At 68.7% G+C, this 19898-nt stretch carries 16 protein-coding genes; 10 read left to right on the top strand and 6 right to left on the bottom strand.

Going from position 1 to position 19898, the window contains the following annotated elements; translation table 11 throughout:
* The first annotated feature begins 194 nt into the window (after positions 1 to 194).
* The 9 genes from L0C25_RS19025 (at position 195) to L0C25_RS18985 (ending at position 10573) form a co-directional block, all read left to right on the top strand.
* Positions 195 to 614 (top strand): hypothetical protein, encoded by a 420-nt coding sequence (locus L0C25_RS19025; protein WP_271633345.1) that lies wholly within the window; start codon positions 195 to 197, stop codon positions 612 to 614.
* 422 nt (positions 615 to 1036) lie between these two features.
* Entirely contained in the window at positions 1037 to 1126 is a 90-nt protein-coding gene (locus tag L0C25_RS19020; RefSeq protein WP_271633342.1) for a potassium-transporting ATPase subunit F, read from the top strand.
* The gene (kdpA, locus tag L0C25_RS19015) at positions 1126 to 2802 is read left to right on the top strand and encodes a potassium-transporting ATPase subunit KdpA (protein WP_271633341.1); all 1677 of its coding nucleotides are present in this window, start codon (positions 1126 to 1128) and stop codon (positions 2800 to 2802) included. The genes L0C25_RS19020 and kdpA overlap by 1 nt, the downstream gene beginning before the upstream one ends.
* Positions 2799 to 4808: a potassium-transporting ATPase subunit KdpB gene (gene kdpB, locus L0C25_RS19010; protein ID WP_271633340.1), complete on the top strand. Its 2010-nt coding sequence runs from the start codon at positions 2799 to 2801 to the stop codon at positions 4806 to 4808. Before kdpA ends, kdpB begins: the two co-directional genes overlap by 4 nt.
* Positions 4809 to 4863: 55 nt before the next feature.
* On the top strand, positions 4864 to 5460 hold the full coding sequence (gene kdpC / locus L0C25_RS19005; RefSeq protein ID WP_271633338.1) for a potassium-transporting ATPase subunit KdpC: 597 nt from the start codon (positions 4864 to 4866) through the stop codon (positions 5458 to 5460).
* A gap of 14 nt (positions 5461 to 5474) precedes the next feature.
* Positions 5475 to 8012, top strand: coding sequence for a DUF4118 domain-containing protein (locus L0C25_RS19000; protein WP_271633337.1), 2538 nt, complete (start codon positions 5475 to 5477; stop codon positions 8010 to 8012).
* A complete protein-coding gene (locus L0C25_RS18995; protein WP_271633335.1) occupies positions 8009 to 8683 on the top strand; it encodes a response regulator in 675 nt (224 codons plus the stop codon). The genes L0C25_RS19000 and L0C25_RS18995 overlap by 4 nt, the downstream gene beginning before the upstream one ends.
* Positions 8684 to 8756: 73 nt before the next feature.
* The gene (locus L0C25_RS18990) at positions 8757 to 9743 is read left to right on the top strand and encodes an ATP-binding cassette domain-containing protein (RefSeq protein ID WP_271633334.1); all 987 of its coding nucleotides are present in this window, start codon (positions 8757 to 8759) and stop codon (positions 9741 to 9743) included.
* Positions 9740 to 10573: an ABC transporter permease gene (locus tag L0C25_RS18985; RefSeq protein ID WP_271633333.1), complete on the top strand. Its 834-nt coding sequence runs from the start codon at positions 9740 to 9742 to the stop codon at positions 10571 to 10573. The genes L0C25_RS18990 and L0C25_RS18985 overlap by 4 nt, the downstream gene beginning before the upstream one ends.
* Positions 10574 to 10675: 102 nt before the next feature.
* On the opposite strand, the gene L0C25_RS18980 is transcribed toward L0C25_RS18985, so the two are convergent.
* The 3 genes from L0C25_RS18980 to L0C25_RS18970 all read right to left on the bottom strand — a co-directional run bounded on the left by L0C25_RS18980 (position 10676) and on the right by L0C25_RS18970 (position 14112).
* Positions 10676 to 11665: a hypothetical protein gene (locus L0C25_RS18980; protein ID WP_271633332.1), complete on the bottom strand. Its 990-nt coding sequence runs from the start codon at positions 11663 to 11665 to the stop codon at positions 10676 to 10678.
* A gap of 169 nt (positions 11666 to 11834) precedes the next feature.
* Positions 11835 to 13820, bottom strand: coding sequence for an ATP-dependent DNA helicase (locus L0C25_RS18975; RefSeq protein WP_271633331.1), 1986 nt, complete (start codon positions 13818 to 13820; stop codon positions 11835 to 11837).
* Positions 13821 to 13884: 64 nt separating this feature from the next.
* Positions 13885 to 14112 (bottom strand): hypothetical protein, encoded by a 228-nt coding sequence (locus tag L0C25_RS18970; protein WP_271633330.1) that lies wholly within the window; start codon positions 14110 to 14112, stop codon positions 13885 to 13887.
* A 147-nt stretch (positions 14113 to 14259) separates the two neighbouring features.
* Here L0C25_RS18970 and L0C25_RS18965 point away from each other — a divergent pair, with 147 nt between their 5' ends.
* Positions 14260 to 15429 (top strand): alpha/beta hydrolase family protein, encoded by a 1170-nt coding sequence (locus tag L0C25_RS18965; RefSeq protein ID WP_271633329.1) that lies wholly within the window; start codon positions 14260 to 14262, stop codon positions 15427 to 15429.
* An 18-nt stretch (positions 15430 to 15447) separates the two neighbouring features.
* On the opposite strand, the gene hflX is transcribed toward L0C25_RS18965, so the two are convergent.
* The 3 genes from hflX to ggt form a co-directional block, all read right to left on the bottom strand.
* Complete coding sequence (gene hflX / locus L0C25_RS18960) at positions 15448 to 16848, bottom strand: GTPase HflX (RefSeq protein WP_271633327.1); 1401 nt, start codon at positions 16846 to 16848, stop codon at positions 15448 to 15450.
* 248 nt (positions 16849 to 17096) lie between these two features.
* Positions 17097 to 17939 (bottom strand): diaminopimelate epimerase, encoded by an 843-nt coding sequence (gene dapF, locus L0C25_RS18955; protein WP_271633326.1) that lies wholly within the window; start codon positions 17937 to 17939, stop codon positions 17097 to 17099.
* A gap of 32 nt (positions 17940 to 17971) precedes the next feature.
* Positions 17972 to 19822 carry a gamma-glutamyltransferase gene (gene ggt / locus L0C25_RS18950; RefSeq protein ID WP_271633325.1) on the bottom strand — a complete coding sequence of 617 codons (1851 nt, stop codon included), beginning with the start codon at positions 19820 to 19822 and terminating at the stop codon, positions 17972 to 17974.
* Between the last annotated feature and the right edge of the window lie 76 nt (positions 19823 to 19898).

The following is a 19898-nucleotide window of genomic DNA, read 5'->3' as shown; positions in this document are numbered from 1 at the left end:
GTCCGGCGCGTACCAGGTTCCTCTTCGCGCCGTGGTCGGATCGGGTCGTGGGCTCGCCCGTCGCGGCGGCGCGGTAGGCGTCGTCGACGGCGCGAGGTCGCCGCGCTTTCGAGCAGCAGGACGTACGGCTCGGCGTACGGCTCCTCCGCGGCGCCGATGGTCTCGCGAAGGTCATCGGTGAACCAGGCAGGGAGGTGTGGCGCGTCAGCCGGTTCCGTGGTCGTGCGCGACTGGAGGGCGTTGTCGACGACGAGGACGACGCGGAGTCGTTCGCGTGTGACGACGTACGTCCTCGCGGATCGCTCGCCCGGCTGGGTGAGCGCGACTCCACCGCCGCCGAGCTCCTCGACCTTGCCGTACTGACTCATGGTGGTGATCAGCTCGGACCAGAGCGTGGCCTCATCCGCAACGCGCTGGTCGGCGGCGTCGAGCTCTGGTGGCGAAGGGTCTTGATTCGGATTAGGCATCTGCTCTTCCCGTGCGCTCTCGACCGCTACTCGCGTCGCTCACCGGCCATGGTGCCGCAACTGCCGTCCGGGCACGACATCGATTTCCGTCGAGGCGTGCCGGCGCCCCGCCGCGGCGAGAGAGAATCTGCGTTCGGCTACGGATAACGACCCAAAGGCAGATTCCTTCCTCGCAACAGGTCGGGCCGCCACCGAAGCGCACGGCAACGATGAAAGCGGCAGCGATAGCTGGGGAAAGGCGACCGGCAAGCCGAGCCCACCGGGATACGGATCCTCGTCGCCGCCATGCGGTCTGGACCGCCGCGTACGGAAAGCGGTGAAGGCCGGTAGCGAAGCGCACGGAACGGTGAAGGCGGGAAGCCCCAGAAAACCGAAACGGCGAAGGCAGAAGCCCAGCGCACGGCAACGATGAAAGCGGAACCGCCGGAGCGCACCAACCGCCGAGCCCACCGGCCGCGCGCGCCCAAACGCTCCCCACCCTGACGGGGAGGCGTCAAGATCGCGTCAAGACGTGTCAGCGTCGCATCAGGATCGCATGATCGCCGCCGATGCGGCGTTCTGATGGCGGTATGAGTATCGAATCCGCGATCTTGCTGACGATCGTCGCGCTCGGTGTCGGCTACCTGCTGTACGCCCTGATCCATCCGGACCGGTTCTGATGGGCGCGCCCGACATCGGCGACCAGACCGCCGGCGTCCTGACCATTCTGACGCTCGTCGCGGCGCTGGCCCTGGCGTACCGCCCGCTCGGCGACTTCATGGCGCACACGCTGACGAGCCGGACGCACACCCGTTTCGAGCGCCCGATCTACCGACTTCTCGGTGTCGATCCGGACAGCGAGCAGAGCACCCGCGCGTACGTCCTCGGCGTGGTCGGCTTCTCGACCGTCAGCCTGCTCGGGCTCTACCTGATCCTCGTCGGCCAGTCACTGTTGCCGTACTCGCGCGGGATGAACGGCATGCCATGGGAGATGGCGTTCAACACTGCGGCGTCGTTCGTCACGAACACCAACTGGCAGTCGTACGCGGGCGAGTCGACGCTCGGGTTCACGGCGCAGATGGCGGGTCTCGCGGTGCAGAACTTCGTGTCCGCGGCGGTCGGCGTCGCGATCGCCGTCGCCTTGATCCGCGCGTTCACCCGTAAGGGCAGTGGCTCGCTCGGCAACTTCTGGGTCGATCTGGTGCGCATCAACCTGCGCATCCTGCTGCCGGTCGCGTTCGTCGCCGCGGTGGTGCTGGTCGCGGCCGGTGCGGTGCAGGACTTCGGCTCGGACACGGTTGTCGACACCATCACCGGGCACCAGCAGACGATCGTCGGCGGCCCCGTGGCAAGCCAGGAGGCGATCAAGGAGCTCGGCACGAACGGCGGCGGGTTCTTCAACGCCAACTCCGCGCATCCGTTCGAGAACCCGAACGCGTTCAGCAACCTGGTCGAGATATTCCTCATCCTGCTCATCCCGGTCGCACTGACCCGCACGCTCGGCACGATCCTGGGCAAGCCTCGGCAGGGGTACGCGGTACTCGGCGCGATGACCGTCCTGTGGTTCGGATCGCTCGCGATCACCACCTGGGCGGAGGTCGGCACGCACTCCCAGGCCGCACAGGCCGCGGGTGCGTCGATGGAGGGCAAGGAGACCCAGTTCGGCACGTGGGCCTCGTCTCTGTTCGCGGTAGCGACGACCGGCACCTCGACCGGCGCGGTCAACTCCGCGCACGACTCGCTCACTCCGACCGGCGGCGGCACGGTGCTCGCCAACATGATGCTCGGCGAGGTCTCGCCCGGCGGCGTCGGCACCGGCATGTACGGCATCCTCGTGATGGCGATTCTCGCGGTATTCGTCGCGGGTCTGATGGTCGGCCGTACGCCGGAGTTCCTCGGCAAGAAGATCGGCGCCACGGAGATGAAGTACGTCGCCCTGTATGCGTTGACGACGCCGGCCGTCGTGCTCGTCGGCGTCGGCATCGCGATCGGCCTCGGCAGCACGCCGGACGCGATGGGCAACCCGGGCGGTCACGGCTTCTCCGAGGTGGTCTACGCGTACACGTCCGCCGGCAACAACAACGGCAGCGCATTCGGCGGAATCACCGTGACGTCGACGTTCTTCCAGGTCAGTCTCGGGTTCGCGATGCTGATCGGTCGGTTCGTACCGATCGTGCTCGTCCTGCTGCTTGCCGGGTCGCTCGCCCGTCAAGGCCAGGTGCCCGAGACCCGCGGCACGCTTCCCACCCACACTCCCCTGTTTGCCGGGTTCCTCGTTGGCGTGATCGTGCTGCTCACCGGGCTCACGTACTTCCCGGCGCTCTCACTCGGACCCATCGCGGAGGCTCTGGCATGACCGTGAAGCAACTCATCGCTCAACTACCGCGGGCATTCGCCAAACTCGACCCACGGCACCTCTGGCGCAACCCGGTCATGTTCGTCGTACTCATCGGCTCCGACGCCACGACCTTCCTCGCCGTACGCGATCCCGAGCTGTTCACCATTGGCATCGCGGCGTGGCTCTGGCTCACTGTGCTGTTCGGCAACCTCGCCGAGGCCGTCGCCGAGGGGCGCGGCAAGGCGCAGGCCGACTCGCTGCGCGCTGCCCGCACCGACACGTACGCCCGGCGGCTCGATGAGCACGGTGGCGAACAGCGGGTCCCGAGTACGCAGCTACACGTCCGAGACCTCGTCGTGGTGAGTGCAGGCGAGGTCATCCCGGGCGACGGTGACATCGTCGAAGGCGTCGCCAGCGTTGACGAATCGGCAATCACCGGAGAGTCCGCGCCGGTGATCCGGGAGGCGGGCGGAGACCGGTGCGCCGTCACCGGCGGTACGACGGTGCTGTCCGACGAGATCGTCGTAAAGGTCACCGCCGCACCCGGCGCGACGTTCCTCGACAAGATGATCGCCCTCGTCGAGGGCGCCGAACGGCGCAAGACGCCCAACGAGATCGCACTGTCGATCCTGCTGTCGAGCCTCACCATCGTGTTCCTGCTCGCCGTCACGACGCTCGCCCCGATGGCCGACTACGCGGGTGCCTCGCAGCCGGTCGTCACGCTCGTCGCGCTCCTGGTCTGCCTGATCCCGACAACGATCGGGGCGTTGCTCTCGGCGATCGGAATCGCCGGCATGGACCGACTCGTACGCGTCAACGTGCTCGCGATGTCGGGCCGAGCCGTCGAGGCCGCCGGCGACGTCGGCACGTTGCTCCTCGACAAGACCGGAACCATCACGCTCGGAAACCGGCAGGCGGTCGCGTTCGTACCGATGACGGGGGTCGATGCAGGCGAGGTACGCGACGCCGCGCGGCTGTCCAGCCTCGCCGACCAAACACCTGAAGGCCGTTCGATCGTCGAGCTCGCGTTGGCCGAAGGCGTCGACGACGAAGACCTCCCGGCGGGCGCGGAGTTCGTCGCCTTCACCGCGCAGACCCGGATGTCGGGTGTCGATCTGGCCGACGGCCTGCAGGTCCGCAAGGGCGCGGCATCGGCGATCCGCGACTGGATCGGCACCGCGCAGACCACGGAACTGACCGCGATCGTCGACCACATCAGCGCCTCGGGCGGTACGCCCCTCGTCATCGCTGCTCAGCCCAAGAACGGCTCCGGCACGGCCGCTCGGATCCTCGGCGTCGTCCAACTGAAGGACGTCGTCAAACCCGGCATGCGCGAACGCTTCGACGCGCTGCGCCGGATGGGAATTCGTACGGTCATGATCACCGGCGACAACCCGCTGACCGCGAAGGCGATCGCCGACGAGGCCGGTGTCGACGACTACCTCGCAGAGGCGACGCCGGAGGACAAGCTGACGCTGATCGGCAAGGAGCAGGAAGGCGGCCGCCTGGTAGCCATGACCGGCGACGGCACGAACGATGCGCCCGCGCTCGCCGCCGCGGACGTCGGTGTCGCGATGAACTCCGGTACGTCGGCCGCGAAGGAGGCCGGAAACATGGTCGACCTCGACTCCGACCCGACGAAGCTGATCGACGTTGTGGAGATCGGCAAGCAGCTGCTCATCACCAGGGGCGCGCTCACAACGTTCTCGATCGCGAACGACGTCGCGAAGTACTTCGCGATCATCCCGGCGATGTTCGCGGTCGCGTACCCGAGCCTCGACCGGCTCAACGTCATGGATCTGAGCTCGCCGGAGTCGGCGATCCTCTCGGCCGTGATCTTCAATGCCCTGGTGATCGTCGGGTTGATCCCGCTGTCGCTCAAGGGCGTGAAGTACCGCGCCGCCGCGGCCGCTTCGGTGCTGCGTCGCAACCTGCTCGTCTATGGGCTGGGCGGGCTCGTGGCGCCGTTCGTCGGCATCAAGGTCATCGACCTGCTCGTGTCCCAGCTCCCGGGTATCGGGTGAGCGCGATGCCAACCGAACAACGACGACCACAGCAACCGACACCTCGGCAGGAGTCATGAACACAAGAACCCTCGGTGCACTCGCCCGCCAGACCCTCACCGGCCTTCGCGCCTTCCTGGTCCTCACCGTCATCCTCGGCATCGCGTACCCCGTCGCCGTGTGGGCGGTCGGTCGGGCCGCGTTCCCCGACAACGCAACCGGTCAGCTCGTCGAGGTCGCCGGCACGCCCGTCGGCTCCGCGATCATCGGGCAGCAGTTCAACGAACCGAACCTGTTCCACTCACGTCCATCGGCGGGTTCGTACGACCCGCTCGCCAGCGGGCCGTCGAACCTCGGCCCGTCGAACCCCGATCTGTTGAAGCAGATCGACCGTCGTCGCACCGAGGTCGCCGAGTCCGAGGGCATCGCACCCGCCGACGTACCGGCGGATGCGCTCACGGCCTCCGGTTCGGGACTCGACCCGTACATCTCCCCCGAGTACGCGGAGCTGCAGGTGCCGCGCGTGGCTCGACTCAACGGACTCACCGTCGGGCGCGTCGAGCTGCTCCTCGAAGCGACTACCGACGGGCGCATTCTCGGGTACCTCGGTGAGCCGAAGGTGAACGTTCTGGAGCTCAACCTCGCCGTGCAGAACGCGGCGGATCACGGCTGAGAGACACTGGAACCGTGACCAACTCGGGCCCGGCCGCCGCACGAAGAGGGCGGCTGCGCGTCTACCTCGGCGCGGCACCGGGCGTCGGCAAGACGTTCGCGATGCTCGCCGAGGGACGCCGTCGCGCCGCCAGGGGCACCGATGTCGTCGCCGCGTACGTCGAGCCGCACGCCCGGCCGCGTACTGCCGCGGAGATCGGCGACCTGGAGGTGGTGCCGCGCCGCGCGATCGGGTACCGCGGGTCCTCGTACGACGAGCTCGACCTCCCCGCCGTACTCGCCCGCAGACCCACCGTCGCACTCGTCGACGAACTCGCACACACCAACGTGGCGGGGACCGAGCACGAGAAGCGTTGGCAGGACGTCGAAGCGCTGCTCGACGCCGGGATCGATGTGGTCACGACGGTCAACATCCAGCACCTCGAGTCGCTCAACGACGTTGTCGAGTCGATCACCGGCGTACGACAGCAGGAGACAGTGCCCGACGACGTCGTACGCCGTGCGGATGCGATCGAGCTGGTCGACATGAGCCCGCAGGCGATTCGCCGCCGGATGGCCCACGGAAACATCTATCCGGCCGACCGAGTCGACGCCGCCCTGTCGCAGTACTTCCGCGAGGGCAATCTTGCGGCTCTGCGCGAGCTCGCCCTGCTGTGGCTGGCCGATCGGGTCGACGAGGGTCTCGAGCAGTACCGCGAGACGCACGGCATCGACGCGACCTGGGCGGCGCGGGAACGAGTCGTCGTCGCACTGACCGGTGGCCCCGAGTCGACAACGCTGCTGCGCCGTGCGGCACGCATCGCCAGTCGTACGACCGGCGGTGAGTGGCTCGCCGTCTACGTCGCGCGCCGCGACGGGCTGATGGGCTCGTCTCCGGACCAGCTCGCGCGCTTCCACGCGACAGCGAAGGAGCTCGGCGGCAGCTTCCACACCGTGGTCGCCGATGACGACGTTGCGGCCGGCATCCTCGACTTCGCCCGAGGAGAGAACGCATCGCAGATCCTGATCGGCGCCAGCCGTCGCGGGCGGATCTCGGCTCTGCTTCGCCCCGGCGTCGGTGAAGCCGTGATCGCGCAGTCCGGCGACATCGACGTGCACATCGTCAGCCACGACCACGCTCGCCGCGGTACGACCGTGCGGCGCCGGTCCGATCTCGGCGCGCGTCGCAAGGCCGCCGGGTATGCGTTCGGCGTCCTCGGCCCGCTTGTCCTGTCCGGAGCCTTGCTCGCGACCGACGACAGGCACAGCCTGCCTACCGAGTCGATGCTGCTGATGGCGCTGGTCGTCGCCGTCGCGCTCGTCGGTGGTCTCGCGCCCGCTCTGGTGGCGGCGGTCCTGTCCGGGCTGTGCCTGAACCTGCTGTTCACGCCGCCGACCGGGACGTTGACGATCGCAGACCCGGAGAACCTCCTCGCGATCGTGGTCTTCATGATCGTCGGCGTCGCCGTCGCGTCCGTCGTCGACCTCGCCGCGCGGCGTACGGCACAGGCCCGCACTGCAGCGGCCGAGGCGGATGCGCTCGCGGTGCTATCGCACTCGCTGCTGCGGGCAGGTGAGAACCTCGACGAGTTGCTCGCCCAGGCACGTCGCGTGTTCGTGATGCAGGGCGCCGCGATCGTTCGGCGCGATGGTGACGGGTGGACGACCGACGTGGCGTCCGGAGACGCACCGACAGGCCCGGAGACCGCGGACGTCGACGTACCGATCGACGATGACACCTACCTCGTACTGCGCGGGCGCACTCTCGCGGCTTCCGACCGGCGCCTCGTCACCGCGTACGCGGCGCACGCGGCGGTCATCGGGGATCGGATGAGAGCCGCGGACGACGCCGTCCGTACGCGCGAGCTGGCCGAGGCGAATCGCACCCGGACCGCCCTACTCGCGGCCGTCTCGCACGACCTGCGCAACCCGCTGGCCGCAATCAAGGCGGCCGTCACCAGCCTTCGCAACGACGAGATCGCCTGGACGAAGAACGACGAGGCGGAGCTGCTGGCGACCATCGAGGAGTCGACCGACCGCCTCGGCGGGTTGGTCGCGAACCTGCTCGACATGAGCCGACTGCAGACCGGCGCGGTCAACCCGCTCGCGGCCGAGAGCGACCTCGCCGCCGCGGTCGAGCGGGCCGTCGACGGCCTCGCCGATCCGGCCCGGATCGCCATCGAGGTCGATGACTCGTTGCCACGCGCCATCGCCGACGGCGGCCTGTTGGAGCGGGTCCTCGCCAACATCTGCGAGAACGCCGCGACCCACACCGACGGGCCGGTCGAGGTGTACGGGTCGGCGTTCCCGGCGGGGGCGCGCGTGTGCCTGCGGATCGTCGACCACGGCGCGGGCGTACGACCCGACGACCTGGACGCGCTGTTCGCGCCGTTCCAGCGTCTCGGCGACGTACCCCGCGGCGACGGTGTCGGTCTCGGTCTCGCGGTCGCACGAGGGCTCGCCGAGGCCATGGGCGGCACGCTGACCGCCGACGAGACACCGGGCGGCGGCCTGACGTTCGTACTTCGAGCTCCCGGCGGCAGCTGCCGACCCAGGGGTGGAGGTGGCCGATGACATTCGTGCTCGCGGTTGACGACGACCCCGCGATCCTGCGAACGCTGCGGATCAACCTGCGCGCCCGCGACTACGACGTCGAAACGGCCGGCGACGGCCGGTCGGCGCTGCAGATCGCCGACGAGCGGATGCCCGATGTCGTGCTGCTCGATCTCGGACTCCCCGACCTCGGGGGCATCGACGTGATCAAGGGACTCCGCGCGATGGGAGACGTGCCGATCGTCGTACTGTCGGCCCGCCACGAGTCGGACGACAAGGTCGAGGCCCTCGACGCCGGAGCCGACGACTACGTGACGAAGCCGTTCGGCATGGAGGAGCTGCTCGCTCGGGTACGCGCCGCGGCCCGGCGTGGCAACCGCCCAGCGGCGACTCCGCCGATCGAGACCCACGGGCTGGTGCTCGACGTCGACGACCGGACCGCCAGCCGCGACGGCAGCGCAGTACACCTGACGCCGACCGAATGGAAGATCGTCGAGGTGCTCGTACGTCGCCAGGGGCGCCTCGTACGTCAGCGGGAGCTGCTGCACGAGGTGTGGGGACCCTCGTACCAGCGCGAGACGAACTACCTGCGGGTGTACCTCGCGCAGCTGCGCCGCAAGCTCGAGGCCGACCCCGCGCATCCCCGGCACTTCCTCACCGACCCAGGGCTCGGATACCGCTTCGTTGCCTGACCACAGCGGCGTTCGAACGTTGCATCGAAAAACTAGTCCGGGTTTGTCGGACCCGCATTCTAGTCTTGAACCCATGACTTCAGACCCAGCCGTCGAGGCCATCGGCCTCGTCAAACGCTTCGGCGACAACACCGCCGTCGACGACGTCAGCTTCGTCGTTCCACAAGGCAGTGTCCTCGGGCTACTCGGTCCCAACGGCGCCGGTAAGACAACGACCGTCCGCATGCTCACCACGCTCAGCATCCCCACCAGTGGCACCGGCCGCGTCGCGGGTCACGACATCGTCAAGGAGCCGTCGGCCGTTCGGCGCAGCATGGGCCTGACCGGTCAGGCCGCCACGGTCGACGAGCTGCTGACCGCTCGCGAGAACCTCCGCCTGATCGGCCGGCTGTACGGTCTGCCCCGCGGGTACATCCGCGAGACGAGCGACACGTTGCTCGAGCGGTTCGCCCTCACCGACGCCGCCGATCGCACCATCAAGACGTACTCGGGCGGCATGCGCCGCAGGCTCGACCTCGCGGTCAGTCTGCTCGCCGCGCCGCCGGTCCTGTTCCTCGACGAGCCGACGACCGGCCTCGACCCGCACAGCCGTCAGGACCTGTGGGGCGTGCTGCGCGAGCTCGTACGCGAGGGCACGACGCTGCTGCTCACGACGCAGTACCTCGAGGAGGCCGATCACCTCGCGAACGACATCGTGGTCATCGACAAGGGGCAGGTGATCGCGCACGGTACGCCGACCCAGCTCAAGGACGAAGCCGGCAAGGCTGCGGTCGTCGTGACGCTCACGGACTCGTCGCGCCTCGAGGAGGCGGAGAAGATCATGAACGACACCTGCCGCGAGGTGTACGTCGAGGCGGACGCCAGACGCCTGACTGCGCAGGCCAGCGGCTTGGCCGATATGACCCGCATCGGCGCTCGCCTCGAGGAGAGCGCGATCGAGATCGACGACATCGGGCTGCAGCGGCCGAGCCTCGACGACGTGTTCCTGCATCTGACGGGCCATCGCGCCGAGCCGACCGCCGACGAGTCTGAGACCGAGACCCAGGAGGTGCCGGCATGACGGCCATCCAGACCGAACGCCGCCCACAGCTCGCGCCAGCGTCCCTGAGCCGGGCATCGTTCGCGATCACGTGGCGCAACCTGATCCACATCAAACGCCAGCCGGAGATGCTGCTCGACGTCACCGTGCAGTCGGTGATGTTCGTGCTGCTGTTCGCGTACGTCTTCGGTGGCGCGATCAACGTCCCCGGCGGCGGTGACTACAAGGAGTTCCTGCTGCCCGGCATCATGGTGCAGACGATGATCTTCTCGTCCGCAACGGTCGCGATCGGGCTGACGAACGACCTGCAGAAGGGCATCGTCGACCGGTTCAAGTCGCTGCCGATCTCGCGGTCGTCGGTGCTCGTCGGGCGCAGCATCTCCAGCCTGATCCACGCAAGCATCGGCATCGTGGTGATGGGCGCGACCGGTCTGCTGGTCGGCTGGCGGATCCGCGAGGGTGTCGTCGATGCCGTGATCGCGATTGCGCTGCTGCTGTTGTTCGGGTTCGCGATGATCTGGCTGGGCATCTGGGTCGGTTCGATGATGCGTACCGTCGAGTCGGTGCAGGGGCTCATGTTCACCGTGATGTTCCCGCTGACGTTCGTCGCCAATACGTTCGTACCCTCGCAGACGATGCCCGACTGGCTGCAGCCCGTCGCCGAGTGGAATCCGGTATCCGCACTGACGCAGGCCTGCCGCGAGCTCTGGGGCAACGGCCCGGCTGCGACCACCTCCGACGCCTGGCCGCTGCAACATCCGGTGCTGATGTCGGTCGTCTGGTCCATCGCGCTCGCGGCGATCTTCGCCCCGCTCGCGCTCGCCGCGTTCCGCCGCCGTTCGCGCGACTGACCCGCGCCTCCGCGGGCGTACCTCCCCGCTGGGCCGCACGTTTCAGCCCCGGAATCGCGATTTCTGCGGCCGAAACGTGCGGCCCAGGGGGCGTGCGGCTGCTCAGTCCCAGCGTCGGCCCGGCTCCCAGTCCCACCACCAGGATGGCTTCTCGGTCGTCCACAACCTCGATCCACCGACGGCAGCGCGGGCGCGGCAGCCGATGATCCGCTCCATGGTCTCTGGCCGCTCGGCTCGAGCATGCTGAGCCGCCCCGATCCGTACGATCGGCATTCCGTGATTCTCGAAGACGTCGCCGCGGACGTTGTCGTCGTTGTGCCGCTCGACCCTGCGGTGGTCGGCGCCGTCGGACTCGATCACGAATCCGGTTTGGGGATCGCGTAGATCCGGTACGCCGAGCAGGTTCTCGCGCAGGTCGAAGACCGGGATGTTCACCTCCCAGTCCTCCGTCCCAACCGCGTCGGTGGCCAGCATCCGCGTCCGCGGTTCCCACGGACTCGCCGACCGCGTCGACGCTTGGCCCAGCGCCCACCGCGCCTGCCTGCGGCCACGGGTCTTCACGTGCGCTGCGAACGTCGCCCGAACATTGTCCAGCGCGGTGTGTGGTTGGTCGATGACCGTGCTGGTGGCCATCTCGACGGCAACCAACGCCTCGAGCGGGTTCGGCGCGTCGAGCATGTCGTCGTACGTCGCGCGGGCCATGGTCGTTGCGGCATAGCCATCCAAGTCGATCACCTCACCCGGCAGCAGCCGCCGCTCCCGTACCCGAATACCCGGTCTGGTACGCAGGCGGCTGCCGGGACCGCACAGGATCGTGACCGGTAGCTGCTCGCCGTACAGCTCGCCGTCGCAGAACGCCTGACCCTGGATCCACCGCGACGCCCATCCGGTCAACACACATTCCGCCGTCATCAGCCCGATCGCGTCGGCGATGCGGAGGCCCGGCTGCTCGAGAGTGACGGCCTCGGGGCGGCGCAGACCGTGATACGGCCGCGCGAGCTGCCGACCGCGTACCTGCTTGGCGGACATGCCGTCGGCGCGCAGGCGAGCGACCCGGCGGGAGAGAACAGGGATCTGCCCGACGTCGTTCATACCGGCAGTGTGCGTGCCCGGCGGCAGATCTGTCGGCGTTGTCCACAGCCCGCTCAAACGCCCCGCTGGGCCGCACCTTTCTGCCCTGGAATCGCGATTTCTGGGGCTGAAACGTGCGGCTCAGCGGGGCTTCTGCCCGGCGGGGCTTCTGCCCAGCGGGCCGTCAGGGTCAGGCGCGGGCGGCCTGGTCGAGACGCTCGAGCGCACCGAGGACGGTCGCGCGGTCGGTCGTACGCCACATGGGCGGCAGGGATGCGGCGAGGAAGGATCCGTAGCGCGCGGTGGCGAGGCGCGGATCGAGGATCGCGACCACCCCCTTGTCGGTGCTGCGCCGGATCAGTCGGCCGGTGCCCTGCGCCAGTAACAGCGCGGCGTGGCTTGCCGCCACCTGCATGAAGCCGTTGCCGCCGCGCTTCTCGACGAGGCGCTGCCGCGCGCTCATCAGCGGATCGTCCGGACGCGGGAACGGAATGCGGTCGATGATCACCAGCTGACAGGTCTCCCCCGGCAGGTCGATGCCCTGCCAGAGGCTCAGCGTGCCGAACAGGCACGCAGCGGGGTCTTCGACGAAGCGCCGTGCCAGCTCCGGCAGCTGGGCCTCGCCCTGACACCACAGCTCCGTCTCGGGGAGCAGCGCACGCACCGCCTCGGTCGCGGCCTCCGCGGCCCGGCGCGACGAGAACAGCCCGAGCGTGCGTCCACCGGCGGCCTCGACCAGTACGGCGATCTCGTCCATCTGCTTGTCGCCAAGGCCGTCACGACCGGGAGGCGGGAGGTTCCGCGCGACGTACAGCATGCCCTGCCGCGCATAGTCGAACGGCGACCCGACGTCGATCGCCGACCACGAGTCGTCCTCGCCGAACGCCAGACCGAGCGAGGTCGCGATCGGATCGAATCCCCCGCCCAGCTTGAGAGTTGCGCTCGTCAGGATCACAGTGTTCTCGGCGAACAGGTTGTCGTGCAGAGCACCGGCGACATCGACCGGTGCGATGAAGAGCTCATTGCCGCCGCGCACCACATCGCGCTCGCTCATCCAGAGCACGTCGGTCTCGATGTTCGCGGCCATTCGCTCGGCGATCTGGCGCACCTCGTCGACGAGCGCCCGCGCCTGGGTACGAACTGAGTCGGCGCCGTCTTCCGAGCCGGCCGGGGCGTCCTTGCTCTCCTTGGGGATCGCCGAGAAGCAGGCGCGTGCCGCATCGCGTACGCCGGTGAGCGCATCGGCCAGCGACGCGGGCATCGTGTCAAGCCGACCCGGCTGCAGCTCGGCGATCGCCTCCAACAGGCCGTCGGCGGCCGTCTCCAGGTCGTCGGCCTCACCGCCGTCGACCGCGTTGCGGGCCCGACGCGCGGCGCGCTCGATCATCGGCGGGCCGAGCTCTTTGGTCGCCGCTTGCGTCACCCGCGCGGTCAGCTCGTGCGCCTCATCGACGACGACAGCGTCGTACTCGGGCAGCATGGGTACGCCGTCGATGGCGTCGATCGCCAACAGTGCATGGTTCGTGACGACGATCTGCGACTGCATCGCCCGGTCACGCGCCCGCTCGGCGAAGCACTCCTGTGCGTACGCACAGCGGCTCGCGCCGAGGCACTCGCGCGCCGAGACCGCGATCTGCCGCCACGCGCGGTCGGTGTGTGCCGGCGCCGAGTCGCGATCGCCGGTGTGCTTGGCGTCTGACTCCTCCTCTGCCCAGCTGCGCAACGCGACGACCTCCGAGCCGAGGGAACCGGACGGCACCTCGATCAGCTCGCCCTGGTCGTCGGGCGCGCCCTCGCGTACGCGGTGCAGACACGCGTAGTTGGCGCGCCCCTTCAACACCGCGTACGACGGCGTCGAGCCGAGCTCCTTGCGGACGCCTTCGACGAGCGCAGGAATATCGCGTTCGACCAACTGGTGTTGGAGGTTCAGCGTCGCGGTGGCGACCACCACTCGCTTGTCGTGCAAAATGCTCGGTACGAGGTATCCGAGTGACTTCCCGGTGCCCGTGCCCGCCTGGACGAGGAGATGCTGCCCCGACTCGAGCGCCGTCGCCACGGACTCCGCCATCTCGATCTGGCCCGGCCGCTCTTGGCCTCCGACCGCAGAGACGGCCGCGTGCAGGACGCCACGTACGGTGCGCTCGTCGGTGGTGGCGGGCAGCTGGGTCTCGGTCACGCCTCGAGGTTACCGTCCACGAAGTACGCCCCACCGCGCTGTCCACAGGCCACGCCGGGCTGGGTCACTGGCGCCGGTTGCGTGGATGGTTCTTGCCCATCCGCTCGTTGCCGCGCTTGTAGTTGCCGGTGATGCGTGCCATCAGCTCCTGCGGATCGTCGTACTCGAGGTCGCGTCTGAACTGCTCGGCGCGGGCACCGCGGAGCACGGTCGCCCGCTTGTCGCGATGGAACACCACAATTCCGTCCTTGCGATCCTCGTACCGAAAGCCCTCGGGCCGATTCGATCCCATCCCCACCTCCGACGTCTCGCGCACCGTACGCCATCGTCGGCGCTCACCGCACTCGACTTTCGACAGGGCCGATTCACGACTTTCGACCGGTCCAGTTCTCTCCGAAGGTTGGTTTCGCACACGCAGCTGCATTCCTAGCGTTGACCCATGACCCAACGACTACTCACGTACGCCGCCGGTGCGGTGATGACGGCCAGCCTGATCGCTGCACCGGCAGCGACGGCGACCACGAACGGCGCTCCGGGCGCGGATACCGCGGACCGATCCGGCGAACTCGCCCTTCCCGCTCCCCGCGGCCCGCTCCCGATCGGATCGACGGCCTTCCATCTCGTCGATAGCGGACGACCCGACCCGTGGGTTCCCGAGTCCGGCGACCGCGAGCTGATGGTTTCCATGTTCTACCCGACGTACGCGCCGCTCGGGCGCCGAGCCCCATACATGACCGCGGCGGAGTCGAATGCGTACATCGACGCTCAACGCGACTCGGGTGCCCCGATCCCGGACGACATCCCGGACACGATCTTGCGCACCGTACATACCGGAGCCGTACGCGACGCACCCGCGCTCCCGCGTCCGGGTGGACGGCCCCTCGTCGTGTTGTCGCCGGGCTTCAGCCTGTCGCGTAGTTCGATGACGGGTCTCGCGACGGACCTCGCGAGCCGCGGGTACGTGGTGGCCACGATCGACCACGCGTACGAGTCCTACGGCATCGAGATGCCCGGCGGACGCTTGCTTCCATGCGAGGCGTGTGCGACGGAGGATTATGCGAAGATTCCGCGCGGTCGATCCGAGGATGTGTCGTTCGTCCTCGACCGCCTGCTGTCCGATCGGTCTCCGTGGCGTTACGCCCGGACGATCGACAGCGACCACATCGGCATGGCCGGCCACTCGATCGGGGGCAACACCGCCGCAACAGCGATGAGTAACGACCGGCGCGTCGACGCCGGCGTCAACCTCGACGGGACGTTCTTCGCACCTGTACGCGGCGCGCTCGACCGTCCGTTCATGCTGCTCGGCGATGAGCGGCTGCATGCACCTGACGGCGGCGATGAGAGCTGGCCGCGGGACTGGAGCAAGTTCACCGATGCGCGCTACTGGTTCAGCGTGACCGACGGTGGACACTTCACCTTCATCGACTTCCCGGTGCTCCGCGAGCAACTCGGGATGGAGCCCGGACCGATCAGCGGTCGTCGGTCGATGGACCTGACGCGTACGTACGTGAACGCGTTCTTCGACGAGCACCTGCGCGGACGCGATCGGCCGGTGCTCGACGGCCCCTCACCGCAGTGGCCCGAGGTGAACGCGCACCACGAGTGAGGCCGGCGCGGCCCGGGTTCAGCGGTAGGTCGCCAGGGCGCCCGCGAGGTCGTTGTTGACCCGCGCGACGACGTGTGTGCCGTCGGCGGTGTGCTCGACGGAGTCGATCTCCCCGTGCGTGTGGATCTGATTGAGCAGATCGCCACGCTCGTACGGCAGCACGACGTCGACGGTCACCGACGGACGCGGCAGCTCGGCCTCGAGGGTCGCGAGCACCTTGTCGACCCCCTCTCCCGTACGTGCCGAGCAGGTCACCGCATGCGGCTCGCGGGCGAGGACGCGCGAAACGACGAGCGGGTCGGCGACGTCGGACTTGTTCACCACGATCAGCTCGGGTACGTCGTGCGCACCGATCTCGGCGAACACCTCACGTACGGCCGCGATCTGACCCTCCGGGTCGGGCTGCGAACCGTCGACGACATGGACGATGAGGTCGGACTCGGCGACCTCCTCGAGCGTCGACCGGAACGCCTCCACCAGCTGGTGCGGAAGGTGGCGTACGAAGCCGACCGTGTCAGACAAGGTGTAGACGCGCCCGTCGGACGTCTCGGTACGCCGCGTCGTCGGGTCGAGCGTCGCGAACAGCGCGTTCTCGACGAGCACTCCCGCATCGGTCAGCCGGTTGAGCAGGCTGGACTTGCCGGCGTTGGTGTAGCCGGCGATGGAGACCGCGGGGATCGCGTTTCGGCGGCGCTGAGCCTTCTTGGTCTCACGGGTCTTGCCCATGTGCTTGAGCTCGCGGCGCAGCTTGGCGATCTTGTCGTTGATGCGCCGACGGTCGGTCTCGATCTTGGTCTCACCGGGTCCACGGCCACCGATGCCCCCGCCGTCGGCGCCGACGCGTCCACCGGCCTGCCGCGACAGGCTGCCGCCCCAGCCGCGCAGACGCTGCTTCATGTACTGCAGCTGCGCGAGCTCGACCTGGGCCTTGCCCTCGCGGCTCTTGGCGTGCTGGGCGAAGATGTCGAGGATCAACGCTGTGCGGTCGACGACCTTGACCTTGACTCGGTCCTCGAGGTTGCGCAGCTGGCTGGGCGCGAGCTCGCCGTCGCAGATCACCGTGTCGGCGCCGGTCGACTCCACGGCCATCCGCAGGTCATCGACCTTGCCGCGACCGATGAACGTCGCCGGATCGGGACGCTGCCGGCGCTGGATCATGGCCTCGAGCACCTCGGAGCCCGCCGTCTCGGCGAGCAGCTTCAGCTCGGCGAGCGAGTTCTCGGCGTCATCTGCCGAGCCCTCCGTCCAGACGCCGACGAGCACGACCCGCTCGAGGCGAAGCTGGCGGTACTCGACCTCGCTGATGTCCTCCAGCTCGGTCGAGAGCCCGGCGACCCGGCGCAGCGAGTTACGCTCCTCGAGATCGAGGCCGTCCTCGGACTGCTCGTCGCGCATGGGCTCGTCGTTACGTACCGTCATTCTCACCTCGTCGATTCGGAATGCGTTGATCCTTACACGCTTCAACGCGCGAGGCGAGTGACTTATTGCCCGGGGCAGCGGGTAGATCCGTCGTACGGGCCGGGCCGCTGACGTAGGTTTACCATGTAAACATGGTAAACGTTCGCTTTGCATGGCGAATTCACCGTTGCAAAGCGAACGTTTACCATGTTTACATGGTATTCGGACAACGTCAGAGCCCACCCGGACACCACGCGGTCGTGGTAACGCTACCCGCCGTGCCAGGACAGCTCGCCGTCGGCGACGATCGCCGCGGAACCGGTCATCAGGAGCCGGCCGTCGGGGCGCCAGGTCACGTCGAGTCGCCCGCCCGGCAGGTCGATCCGGTACGTCGCGGGGGCATTCGTCGCAGCGGGTGCCGCGCCGTCGCGTACGGCGGCGGCGACGGCGACCGCGCAGGCCCCCGTGCCGCACGAACGCGTCTCGCCGGATCCCCGCTCGTGGACGCGCATCGCCACGTAGCCCTCACCGCGGGGTACGACGAACTCGATGTTGACGCCGTTGGGGTACTCCGCACGGTCGTACGCCGGCTCGTCCACCAGTGTCCCCGCGTCCGCGAGATCGTCGACGAACGCGACGGCGTGCGGGTTGCCGGTCTCGACGTGCATCGCGCTCCAGGTGCGCTCGCCGACCGCGACCTTAGTGTCGCCGAGCGTACGCGGCACGCCCATGTCGACCGTATATCTGCCGTCGGGTTCGAAGGCAACGGTCTTCACGCCGTCGCGGGTACTGACCGGCTCCGGCTCGGCCGGGTCGACCAGCCCCTCGCGTACGAGGTACGCCGCGAAGACCCGCACGCCGTTGCCGCACATCTCGCTGACCGTGCCATCGGCGTTGCGGTAGTCCATGAACCACGTCGAACCGTCGTTGATGCCGAGCGCCGTGGAGCGTACGACCCGCAGCACCCCGTCGGCGCCGACCCCGCGGCGCCGGTCGCACAACTCCGCCACGAAGTCGGCATCGAGGTCGCCGTGAATCCGGGTGTCGGCGTCCGGAAGGACGATGAAGTCATTCTCGGTGCCGTGGCCCTTGGCCCATGCGAACGTACCCACGCCGCAAGGCTACGCCGCGACGTGCGAACGCATCAGCGCGGACGCACGACTCCGGCCGTGCCGCCGCCACGTCGGGTCGGCTCCGCAACCGCGACGAGGTTGCCGTTCGGGCGCACCTCGATCGCCGCGACGGCACCGATCTCGGCGTCCGGAGTGAACTCGTCGCCCGAGGGGACCAGCACATGCCCGTACTTCTCGAGAGCAGCGCCATAGGCGTCGATGAACTCCGGCTCGGCGCTCACCTCGGCGGTGTTGCGCTGCGACGCGCGGGGAGCGGCGACCGCCTGCGGCAGGTTCATATCGAGATCCAGCCGGTTCAGCAGGACCTGCAGCACGGTCGTGATGATCGTCGATCCGCCCGGCGAGCCCACCAGCAGCTTCAGCTCGCCGTCGTCGAGCACGATGGTCGGCGACATCGACGAGCGCGGCCGCGCGTACGCCTGCGGGCGGTTCGGGTCGTCGGCTTCGTACTCGGCGGAGAAGTCGGTCAGCTCGTTGTTCAGCAGGAACCCCCGGCCCGGCACGAGGATGCCCGAGCCGCCGGTCTGCTCGATCGTGAGCGTGTACGCGACCGCGTTGCCCCACTTGTCGACCACCGACAGGTGCGATGTCGACAGGCCTTCGGCGTCGGGCTTCGCGGGAGACGCATCGGTGGCGCACGGGTCGCCGTCGATCTCCCCCGCCGGCACCGGCTTCTCGGCGGCCTGGTCGGGATCGATGGTGCATGCCCGACCGTCCGCGAACTTCTGGCTGGTGAGCTCGTCGGTCGGCACGTCGTTGAACGCCGAGTCACCGACATACGCGCCTCTGTCGGCGAACGCCGTCGCCGACGCTTCCAGGTACGCGTGCAGGCTGCGCGGCGTGCGCGCCTTGCCGAGACGGAAGTTTTCGAGGATGTTCAGCGCTTCGCCGACCGTCGTACCGCCGGACGACGACGGCGCCATGCCGTAGACGTCCAGGCCGTGGTACTTCAGATGCGTCGGCCGCTGCGACCGCACGTCGTAGTTGTTGAGGTCCTTGACCGTCATGTGTCCTGGTGGCACCGGCAGGTCGCTCTCACCGGTCGTCGGCGGATCCTGGACAGCACTCGCGATCTCGCGCGCCATCGCCCCGCGGTAGAAGGCCTTCGGCCCCTCGGCCGCGATCTTGTCGTACGTACGCGCGAGGTCGGGGTTGCGGAAACGCGAGCCGACGGCGGGTGGTTCGCCGCCCGGAAGGTAGAGGTCCGAGGTCGACGTGAACGCAGCGAACCGCTCGGCGTTGTCCTCCGTCTGGTCGTAGAACGTCTGGTCGACCGTGAATCCCTTGCGAGCAAGGTTTGTGGCGGGACGCAGGTTGCCGGCGAGCGAACGCTTGCCCCATCGGTCGGTCGCCGCCTTCCACGTCGCGAGCGTGCCCGGCGTCCCGACGGAGACACCGCTGGTCACCCGGTCGGGAAAGAACGGATAGGGCTCTCCCGTCTCGGGGTCGATGAACGCGTCGTGCGGGAATGCGGCCGGCGCCGTCTCGCGTCCGTCGATGGTCTGCACCTTGCCGGACCTCGCGTTGTAGTGCACGAAGTACCCGCCGCCGCCGATCCCGGTGCTGTACGGCTCGGTGACCCCGAGCGCGGCGGCTGTCGCGACGGCTGCATCGGTCGCCGTACCACCGGCCTTGAGCACCTTGACGCCGATCCGCGTCGCATTCGCGTCGACCGAGGACACGGCGCCGCCGCGCCCACGGGCGACGTACTGGTTCTCCCCCGCCGGCGGCGGGAGCGCACGCGTGGCGTCGCGACCCGACGGGTCATCCGGTCCGGCGAGTGCGATCGGTGCGGACACGGTCGCGAGCGCAGTCGCGGTCGTGATGGCGATGACTGCGGACAGTGCGCGGTGCTTCGGCATGGCGGCTCCCAGCGTCGGTCGTCCCCCATGCGTACTACATCGGGCGTCGCCGTGGCTAGTGCTCTGGGTTGCCACG

The sequence above is a fragment of the Solicola gregarius genome, assembly GCF_025790165.1.
In the GTDB taxonomy this organism is placed as follows: Bacteria; Actinomycetota; Actinomycetes; order Propionibacteriales; family Nocardioidaceae; genus Solicola; species Solicola gregarius.
The sequence above is the reverse complement of the archived record's forward strand: the minus strand, read 5'-3'. Positions and strand labels throughout refer to the sequence as shown.

What these genes read in the sequence shown, in the direction of transcription:
- L0C25_RS19020 (WP_271633342.1), top strand. Translation starts at nt 1,037, where the DNA reads ATGAGTATCGAATCCGCGATCTTGCTGACGATCGTCGCGCTCGGTGTC.
- kdpA (WP_271633341.1), top strand. Translation starts at nt 1,126, where the DNA reads ATGGGCGCGCCCGACATCGGCGACCAGACCGCCGGCGTCCTGACCATT.
- kdpB (WP_271633340.1), top strand. Translation starts at nt 2,799, where the DNA reads ATGACCGTGAAGCAACTCATCGCTCAACTACCGCGGGCATTCGCCAAA.
- kdpC (WP_271633338.1), top strand. Translation starts at nt 4,864, where the DNA reads ATGAACACAAGAACCCTCGGTGCACTCGCCCGCCAGACCCTCACCGGC.
- L0C25_RS18995 (WP_271633335.1), top strand. Translation starts at nt 8,009, where the DNA reads ATGACATTCGTGCTCGCGGTTGACGACGACCCCGCGATCCTGCGAACG.
- L0C25_RS18990 (WP_271633334.1), top strand. Translation starts at nt 8,757, where the DNA reads ATGACTTCAGACCCAGCCGTCGAGGCCATCGGCCTCGTCAAACGCTTC.
- L0C25_RS18985 (WP_271633333.1), top strand. Translation starts at nt 9,740, where the DNA reads ATGACGGCCATCCAGACCGAACGCCGCCCACAGCTCGCGCCAGCGTCC.
- L0C25_RS18980 (WP_271633332.1), bottom strand. Translation starts at nt 11,665, where the DNA reads ATGAACGACGTCGGGCAGATCCCTGTTCTCTCCCGCCGGGTCGCTCGC.
- L0C25_RS18970 (WP_271633330.1), bottom strand. Translation starts at nt 14,112, where the DNA reads ATGGGATCGAATCGGCCCGAGGGCTTTCGGTACGAGGATCGCAAGGAC.
- L0C25_RS18965 (WP_271633329.1), top strand. Translation starts at nt 14,260, where the DNA reads ATGACCCAACGACTACTCACGTACGCCGCCGGTGCGGTGATGACGGCC.
- hflX (WP_271633327.1), bottom strand. Translation starts at nt 16,848, where the DNA reads ATGACGGTACGTAACGACGAGCCCATGCGCGACGAGCAGTCCGAGGAC.
- ggt (WP_271633325.1), bottom strand. Translation starts at nt 19,822, where the DNA reads ATGCCGAAGCACCGCGCACTGTCCGCAGTCATCGCCATCACGACCGCG.